Here is a 7,172-nt window from a genome sequence, read left to right on the forward strand (position 1 = left end):
GGAGTGCGGCTGGGCTGCGCCCTGCACCTGCAGAGGCAACGTCAACGTCAAGAGCTGGCTATCCGTGGGATGGCGGGGCAGGTCCGGTCGAGGGGGACGCTGCAAGTACGTCCATGTAAGCTCGGTCGCCGCATCCATGCGGCTCACGCCCCCTCAACCGGACCCACCCCGCCTTCGACAGATTTCTGCGATCTGATGGTGGGTGCCGACCGTTGGTCGGCACTGATCCTATCCAGCCCCAAATCGGTGCCTACCGCTCCTGGTAGGTGTCGACCTTGGTCGACACACCGGGTTACAGACCCTGCATCAGTGCCATCTGTGCAGAATGCGGTGCCTCGTCGTGGGCCGGCGCACGCTTGTGGTAGATGCCGTCGGCATCCAGTTCCCAGGCGTTGAGGTTGTCGTCCAGGTAGTTCTGCAGGACCTCGCGGTAGACCCGCTTGGCCAGCTCCGGGTCGAGGATCGGGAAGCAGGTCTCGACCCGGCGCAGCAGGTTGCGTTCCAGCCAGTCGGCGCTGGCGCAGTACATCTCCGGTGCGCCGTCGTTGCCGAACCAGTAGACGCGGCTGTGCTCCAGGAAGCGGCCGACGATCGAGCGCACGCGGATGTTGTCCGAGATGCCCGGCACACCCGGGCGCAGGGTGCAGGCGCCGCGGATGATCAGGTCGATCTGCACGCCGGCCTGCGAGGCGGCGTACAGCGCGCGTACCACCTGCGGTTCGTTCAGGGCGTTCATCTTGGCGATGATCCGCGCCGGGCGGCCTGCGGCGGCGATGCGCGTCTCGCGCTCGATGCGGCCGAGGATGCCAGTGTGCAGGGTGAAGGGCGACTGCAGCAGGCGCTTGAGCTTCATCTTCGAGGCCAGCCCGGACAGCTGCTGGAACAGCAGGTGCACGTCGTTGCCGATGTCCGCATCGGCGGTGATCAGGCTGATGTCGGTGTACGCGCGGGCGGTACCGCTGTGATAGTTGCCGGTACCCAGGTGCACGTAACGGCGCAGCTTGCGGCCCTCGCGGCGCACGATCAGCAGCATCTTGGCGTGGGTCTTGTAGCCGACCACGCCATACACCACCTGCACGCCGGCCTCCTGCAGGCGATCAGCCAGGCCGAGGTTGGCTTCCTCGTCGAAGCGGGCGCGCAGTTCGACCACCACGGTCACGTCCTTGCCGTTGCGTGCGGCCTGGATCAGTGCATCGACAATCAGCGAATCCTTGCCGGTGCGGTACAGGGTCTGCTTGATCGCCAGCACGTTGGGATCGACCGCCGCCTGCCGGATCAGGTCCAGCACGGCGGTGAAGGCATCGAACGGGTGATGCAGCAGCAGGTCGTGGCGCGCCACTGTCTCGAAAATGCCGTCGCTGTCGCGCAGGGTGCGCGGGGTCATCGGCGGGTACTTCAGGTCCGGCTGCGCGATCAGGTCGTACAGCTGGATGATGCGGTTGAGGTTGACCGGGCCGTCGATGCGGTACACCGCGTTCTCGGTCAGGCCGAAGTTCTGCAGCAGGGTGCGCACGATGTCGCGCGGCATGTCCTGCGCGATTTCCAGGCGCACTGCCGGCCGGTAGCCGCGGTCGACCAGTTCGTCGCGCAGTGCCAGCGCCAGGTTCTCCACTTCCTCCTCGTCCACCACCAGCTCGGAGTTGCGGGTAACGCGGAACTGGTAGGCCCCCTGGACTTCCATGCCCGGGAACAGTTCATCGACGAACGTGGACAGCACCGAGGACAGGAACACGAAGTTCTGCGGACCGCCGAGTTTTTCCGGCAGCTGGATGATGCGCGGCAGCGAGCGCGGCGCACGCACGATGGCCAGGTGGCCGGCGCGGCCGAACGCGTCGGTGCCCTTCAGCACCACCACGATGTTCAGCGACTTGTTGAGGATCTTCGGGAACGGGTGCACCGGGTCCAGGCCCAGCGGCGACAGCACCGGCATGATCTCGTTGCGGAAGTACGCACGCAGCCAGCGCTTCTGGCGATCGGTCCAGGAATGGCGGCCGAGCACGCCGATGCCGGCCTCCATCAGCGCCGGGCGCAGCGTCTCGTTCCAGCAGCGGTACTGCTGGTCCACCAGTTCCGCGGCGCGGTCATGGATGGCGTTGAGGATGGCCTGCGGGCTCATCCCGTCCGGCGCCGGCGGCAGGCCGAATTCCTGCGCGTGGCGTACGGCGGCGGCGCGGATCTCGAAGAACTCGTCGAGGTTGGTGCAGGAGATGCACATGAAGCGCAGGCGCTCCAGCAGCGGCACCTGCGGGTCCATCGCCTGGGCCAGCACGCGGAAGTTGAAATCCAGCTGCGACAGCTCGCGGTTGATGTACAGCGCCGGGTCGCGCAACGGATCGTTGTCCGGGCTCACGGGGAGGGGGAGGGATCCGAGGCTGCTCATGGCGTCATTCTTCGATGGAGGTCAGGGGGGCGGACTCGCGCGGGCGCACGTGGTCGGCATCGAAATGGCAGGAGAACACCGAGCCCTTGCCGACTTCGCTTTCAATCTCCAGCCGTGCGTGGTGCAGGCCGAGGATGTGCTTGACGATGGACAGGCCCAGGCCGGTACCGCCGCTTTCGCGGGAGCGGCTGCTGGAGACACGGTAGAAACGTTCGGTCAGGCGCGGCAGGTGGGAGGCCGGGATGCCATAGCCGGAATCGCGCACCGCCAGCACGGCACCGTCGCCTTCGCGGCGGAACTCCACGGCGATGCGGCCACCGGCCGGCGTATAGCGCACCGCATTGGTGACCAGGTTGGAGAAGGCGCTGTGCAGTTCCTTGGTCGAGCCCTGCAGGTCAACGCCGGCCAGGTCGTCGATGCTGATCTGGTGGCGGCCCTGGCTGTGCGCTTCGGCTTCGCGGCGCAGCGTCGCCAGCATCGGCTGCATGGCCACGGTCTCTTCCTCGCTGTGTTCCTGCGATTCGAGGCGCGACAGGGTCAGCAGGTCTTCCACCAGCTGGGCCATGCGCTGGCTCTGCTTGCGCATTTCTTCCAGCATCGGTCCGGTTCCCGGGAAGTCCTCCGGGTCCATCATGTCCAGGTAGCCGTGCACCACGGTGAGCGGCGTGCGCAGTTCGTGTGAAACGTTGGCCACGAAATCGCGGCGCACCTGTTCCAGGCGCAGCAGCTTGCTGACGTCGCGGGCGATCAGCAGCCAGTAATCCGACGAATAGGGAATCAGGCGCAGGTTCAGGCGGATCGCCGGATCGACCGGCGAAGGCACGTCGAGGATCGGTTCGGCGTTGCGGCCGCCGGCCAGCCAGTGCGCCAGCGGCATCGGCTGCAGGCGTTCAACCAGGGCTTCGCCGAGGTCGCCGGGGTGATGCAGGCCGAGCAGGGCGGTGGCCGCTTCGTTGAACCACTGCACGCGCTGGCTGTTGCGGTCCAGCACCACCACCGCATCGGGAAGTGCGGCGGCCGCAGCGCGATAGCTGCGCAGCATGTCCAGCAGGCGGCGCTTGCGCACGCGCATTTCCACCTGGTTGCGGTACAGCAGGCGGTCCAGCTCGTTCCAGACGCCGGTGCCTTCTTCGGCGGTATCCCATCGCTGGCGCGCGGTCAGCCGCCGCAGCACGCTGCGCAGGCGCCAGTAATGCCATGCCAGCGTGGCCAGCGCGCCCAACGCGATGCACAACCACAGATGGCCCGTGAACCACCCCACCAGTCCGGCGAACAGCAGTACCGCGGCAACGGTGGCCAGGGTCTTCAACCAGGCAGAGCGGATGTGGCGGGGCATTGCGATCTCGTCGTTGAGGTGCGGCGGTTCACTGGGGTGAACCGAGGGTTATAGCAGAGTTGCCGGCGCCGGCACCCGCAGGTGCGCGGTGCCGGCACGACGAGGCTCAGGTAGCAGTGGAGAAGCGGTAGCCGGCGCCGCGCACGGTCTGCACCATGTTTTCGGCGTTGAACGGTTCCAGCGTCTTGCGCAGGCGGCGGATGTGCACGTCGATGGTGCGCTCCTCCACGTACACGCTGCCGCCCCACACATGGTCCAGCAGCTGGGCGCGGGTATAGACGCGCTCCGGGTGGGTCATGAAGAAGTGCAGCAGGCGGTATTCGGTCGGGCCGATCGGCACCGGCTGGTCGTTGGCGAACACGCGATGGGCGGCGCCGTCGATGCGGATCGGGCCGACCGCCACGCTGCCGTCCTCGTCGTCCTCGCGGGCGCGGCGCATCACCGCACGGATGCGGGCCAGCAGTTCGCGCGCCGAGAACGGCTTGACCACATAGTCGTCGACGCCGGCTTCAAGGCCACCCACGCGGTCGTTCTCTTCGCCGCGGGCGGTCAGCATGATGATCGGCACTTCGCGGGTCAGGGTTTCCTTGCGCCAGCGCCGGGCCAGGTCCAGGCCGCTGGTGCCGGGCAGCATCCAGTCCAGCAGGATCAGGTCGGGGACGCGGTCGGCGATGGCGGTCTGGGCCTCACGGGCGTCGCCGGCGTGGACCGGTTCGTAATCGCCCTTGCGCAGGGCGAAGGCGACCATTTCACGGATCGCGGGCTCGTCATCGACGATCAGGATGCGTTTCTGCACGAGGACACCGTAGGGCTCGGTTACTGGAGTGGTGCCAGTAGACTACGGTTTGATGACATGTTTGTGACTACCTGGCCGGAACCGTTCGGGATTGCCATCGGCCGGTCATGCAGCGCTCAGCGGCGGTCCAGGTCCGGGTCCTGCACGCCCTGCCGGCGCAGCTCCAGCACGGTGGGGGTGATCGCCTCGATGCGCGCATCCACCCGCGCCCGGCCTACGTAGTCCAGCGCCGGGTTGCGCTTGAGCGCCTGCAGCTGCATCAGCGACTGTTCCGGCCGGCCGCTGAGGAAGGCCGCCTCGGCGTAGGCCTCGCTGGCACGCACGCTGTCGCCGGCCAACTCGCTGGCGCGGGCGTACCGCTGCTGGAAGACCGGATCGTTACCGCTTTGCGACAGCAGGGGCCGCAGCATGGCCTGCGCGCGCTGGCCCGCCTCGCGGCTGCCCTGTTCGTTCAGGATCTCGGCATAGGTCAGCGCCACCGGACGGCTGTTGGGGTGCTGACGCAGCAACTGCTCGAAGCGGCTGTTGGCCTGGGCGGTCTGGCCTGCACGCGATTCGGCCTCGCCCAGCCCCAGAGCCAGCCACAGGTTGTCCGGGCGGGTCTGCAGCAGGCCTGCCAGGGTCTGCCGGGCCTGGGTGGCGCCGGCGCGACCGCTGCGCATCACCGCCAGCGCCTGGCCATAGCGCTGGGCATCGTTGAGGCCGTCCTTCTGACGCTTGGCCAGATCGGCATACTCGCGTTCCAGCTCGGGGGTGGAATCCGCGCTGAGCACGCGCAGGCGCTCGCGGGCCCAGTCGAAGTCGCCACTGGCGCCGCGGCTGAGCTGGCCCATCGGGATGCGCAGCACGCTGCTGGGCAGCAGCGGGTTGGTTCCGCGCAACAGAGGTTCGGCCAGGCTGGGATCGGCCGGGTCCACGCGCTCCCTGCGCTCGCCGCTGGGGGTGCTGGTGGTCAGCAGCACCGTGTCCTTCTTCATCTGGTCGGCGCGGGCCTTCGCCTCGCTGATGCGGGTGATGTTGACCGGATGGGTGCGCAGGAACTCGGGCACGCTGTAGCCACCCTCGTTGCCGCGCATCGCCGATGCCATCCGCTCGAAGAAGCCGGCCATGGCGTCCACGTCGTAACCGCTGCGCGACAGCGTGCGGATGCCGAGGCGATCGGCCTCGGATTCGTTGGAGCGGGTGTAGTTGATCTGGCGCTGCTGCATCAGGCCCATGCCCGAGCTGATCGCGGCCATGGTCGCGTTGCCGGACGACGTGCTGTTGCTGGCCTGTGCGGCCACCACCGCCGCCAGCATGCCGAGCAGGATCGGGATCTGGTCGCGCTGGGCACGCTCGACCCCGCGCAGCACGTGCTGCTGGGTGACGTGCGCGATTTCGTGCGACAGCACCGCCGCGACCTCGTCCTCGCGCTCGGCGGTCAGCACCAGGCCGGCATTGACCCCGATGTAGCCGCCCAGCGTGGCGAAGGCGTTGATCTGGCGGTCCTTCATCACGAAGAACGTGTAGGGCTGGCGAGGCTGGTCGCTGTTGGAGCCGAGCCGGGTACCCATGGTCTGCAGCCAGTCGTTGACCAGCGGGTCATCCAGCAGGTAGCCGTAGTTGCGCAGCTCGCGCAGCATCATCGCGCCGTACTCGGCCTGGCGGGCCGGGGTCAGCAGCTCGCCGGCCGAGGAGCCGATGTCGGGCAGCTTCTCCTGGGCCTGGGCGAGCGGCATGGCCAGGGCCAGGGTGACGGCGGTAGTCAGCAGCAGGGCTCGCAAGCAGTGGGTCCTCGGGCAGGGCGCGCCAAGCGTGGCAGGGTGGGGGGCAACCATTCGTTAATCCACAGTGTTGCGGCCGTGGCGTGGAAATTCCAGCGCACCGGTACCATATGTAGACCGTCGATCCATCGTGGAGTTTCCCGTGACAGCCCAGACCGCCGGCGGTGCCCCCGCCATCACCATCTATTCCACCGCCGTCTGCCCGTACTGCGTGGCCGCCAAGAACTTCCTGAAGAGCAAGGGCCAGCAGTGGACCGAGGTCCGCATCGACCTGGACCCGGTCGAGCGCGAGAAGATGATGGCACTGACCCGCCGTACCAGCGTGCCGCAGATCTTCGTCGGCGACGTCCACGTGGGCGGCTACGACGACATGATGGCCCTGCACCGTGAAGGCAAGCTCGAGCCGCTGCTGGCCGGGCAGGGCCAGGCATGAGCGCGGCCGACGACGGCAGCAAGGACCGCATCGCCGAGTTCACCGACTTCCGCAAGCGCATGAACGAGCGGATCCTGGGCGAGCCGAACCAGGTGGTGCGCCGCTTCTTCGCGCTGGACACGCAGACCTACCAGGCCGGCGCGCTGGATGTGAAGACCAAGGAACTGCTGGGCCTGGTGGCCTCGATGGTGCTGCGCTGCGACGACTGCATCAGCTACCACGTGGCCCAGTGCAAGGACGCCGGGGTGACCCGAGAAGAGTTCTTCGAGACCTTCTCGGTCGGCCTGGTGGTCGGCGGCTCGATCGTGATCCCGCACCTGCGCCGCGCGGTCGACTTCCTCGACCAGCTCGAAGGCGGCGCCGCCGCCCCGGAAGCGCACGCGCACTAAAGGGTAGTGCCGGCCGCGGGGCGGCAGTCCCGGAGCCCCACCTGGCCGAGGGTGCCGGCCCGCGGCCCGCACAGC

The 7,172-nt window shown here is 68.0% G+C and carries 6 protein-coding genes; 2 read left to right on the top strand and 4 right to left on the bottom strand.

Going from position 1 to position 7,172, the window contains the following annotated elements; translation table 11 throughout:
* Positions 1-292: 292 nt before the first annotated feature.
* The 4 genes from ppk1 to ABE423_RS15800 all read right to left on the bottom strand — a co-directional run bounded on the left by ppk1 (position 293) and on the right by ABE423_RS15800 (position 6,329).
* A complete protein-coding gene (gene ppk1, locus ABE423_RS15785; protein WP_049400920.1) occupies positions 293-2,380 on the bottom strand; it encodes a polyphosphate kinase 1 in 2,088 nt (695 codons plus the stop codon).
* 4 nt (positions 2,381-2,384) lie between these two features.
* Positions 2,385-3,716 (bottom strand): phosphate regulon sensor histidine kinase PhoR, encoded by a 1,332-nt coding sequence (gene phoR / locus ABE423_RS15790; RefSeq protein WP_032129078.1) that lies wholly within the window; start codon positions 3,714-3,716, stop codon positions 2,385-2,387.
* A gap of 106 nt (positions 3,717-3,822) precedes the next feature.
* Entirely contained in the window at positions 3,823-4,512 is a 690-nt protein-coding gene (phoB, locus tag ABE423_RS15795) for a phosphate regulon transcriptional regulator PhoB (protein ID WP_005408258.1), read from the bottom strand.
* A gap of 116 nt (positions 4,513-4,628) precedes the next feature.
* On the bottom strand, positions 4,629-6,329 hold the full coding sequence (locus ABE423_RS15800) for a M48 family metalloprotease (protein ID WP_180838317.1): 1,701 nt from the start codon (positions 6,327-6,329) through the stop codon (positions 4,629-4,631).
* An 88-nt stretch (positions 6,330-6,417) separates the two neighbouring features.
* On the opposite strand from ABE423_RS15800, the gene grxC reads away from it, so the two are divergent.
* Both grxC and ABE423_RS15810 read left to right on the top strand, forming a co-directional pair.
* Positions 6,418-6,708: a glutaredoxin 3 gene (gene grxC, locus ABE423_RS15805; RefSeq protein ID WP_049400919.1), complete on the top strand. Its 291-nt coding sequence runs from the start codon at positions 6,418-6,420 to the stop codon at positions 6,706-6,708.
* Positions 6,705-7,097 (top strand): carboxymuconolactone decarboxylase family protein, encoded by a 393-nt coding sequence (locus ABE423_RS15810; protein WP_004146041.1) that lies wholly within the window; start codon positions 6,705-6,707, stop codon positions 7,095-7,097. The genes grxC and ABE423_RS15810 overlap by 4 nt, the downstream gene beginning before the upstream one ends.
* The last annotated feature ends 75 nt before the right edge of the window (positions 7,098-7,172 follow it).

This window comes from Stenotrophomonas sp. TWI1409, from assembly GCF_039673015.1.
GTDB lineage: Bacteria > Pseudomonadota > Gammaproteobacteria > Xanthomonadales > Xanthomonadaceae > Stenotrophomonas > Stenotrophomonas maltophilia_A.